1 pseudogene is annotated in these 623 nt (G+C 63.7%); it reads right to left on the bottom strand.

Going from position 1 to position 623, the window contains the following annotated elements:
* Positions 1-210 (bottom strand): annotated as a pseudogene (locus FQ705_RS22365) (hypothetical protein); the annotation flags it as partial.
* Positions 211-623: the final 413 nt, after the last annotated feature.

Here is a 623-nt window from a genome sequence, read left to right as displayed (position 1 = left end):
CGTGCCTTCGTAGATCGACACGAAGCGCGTCGGCAGGCGGAAGTAGACCAGCTGGTTGTAGATCGGTGCGATGGTCGCGATCACGGGCAGCACCGGTTGGCTGGCCGAGGTGGCCGGAGCGGCAGCGGGGGTTTGCGCCTGGGCGCCGGCGGCGAGTGTCAGGGTCAGCAGCGATCCCGCGAGCAGCGCGGTGGAGCGGATAACACGCATGATGTCCTCGTGGATGTTTTGGGCGTCGGTGTCGATGGCGTCATATGCACCATCCTAGGCTGCGAATGTATCGCAAACCTCCCGTTTTGGTCGATGCTTTTACGCTCTGCAACATGTTGTGACGATGATCGCCGCTGCGCTGCGACATCGCGCGTTAACAGTCTTTCACGCAGTCTTTCACGCGCGCAAATTCGTGAATGCGTATGCACCTATGCAAGCGCGACGCATCGCCCGTGCCCGACGGAACCCGGCGCCGGTGGCAGGCCCGCGCATCGCGTCGATTTGGTTGCGTGCGCATCCATTCGGCATTTGATTCGGATCGCGAACGAAGCGCGTGATCGGCTGGGTCATTGCAGGGCCTCGAAGGGCGGGGCGCGAGCGCGAGGCGGCCGGTGATCGTGCGGGCCCTATGC

Source organism: Paraburkholderia sp. BCC1884 (genome assembly GCF_900996225.1).
Taxonomy (GTDB): Bacteria; Pseudomonadota; Gammaproteobacteria; order Burkholderiales; family Burkholderiaceae; genus Paraburkholderia.
The sequence above is the reverse complement of the archived record's forward strand: the minus strand, read 5'-3'. Positions and strand labels throughout refer to the sequence as shown.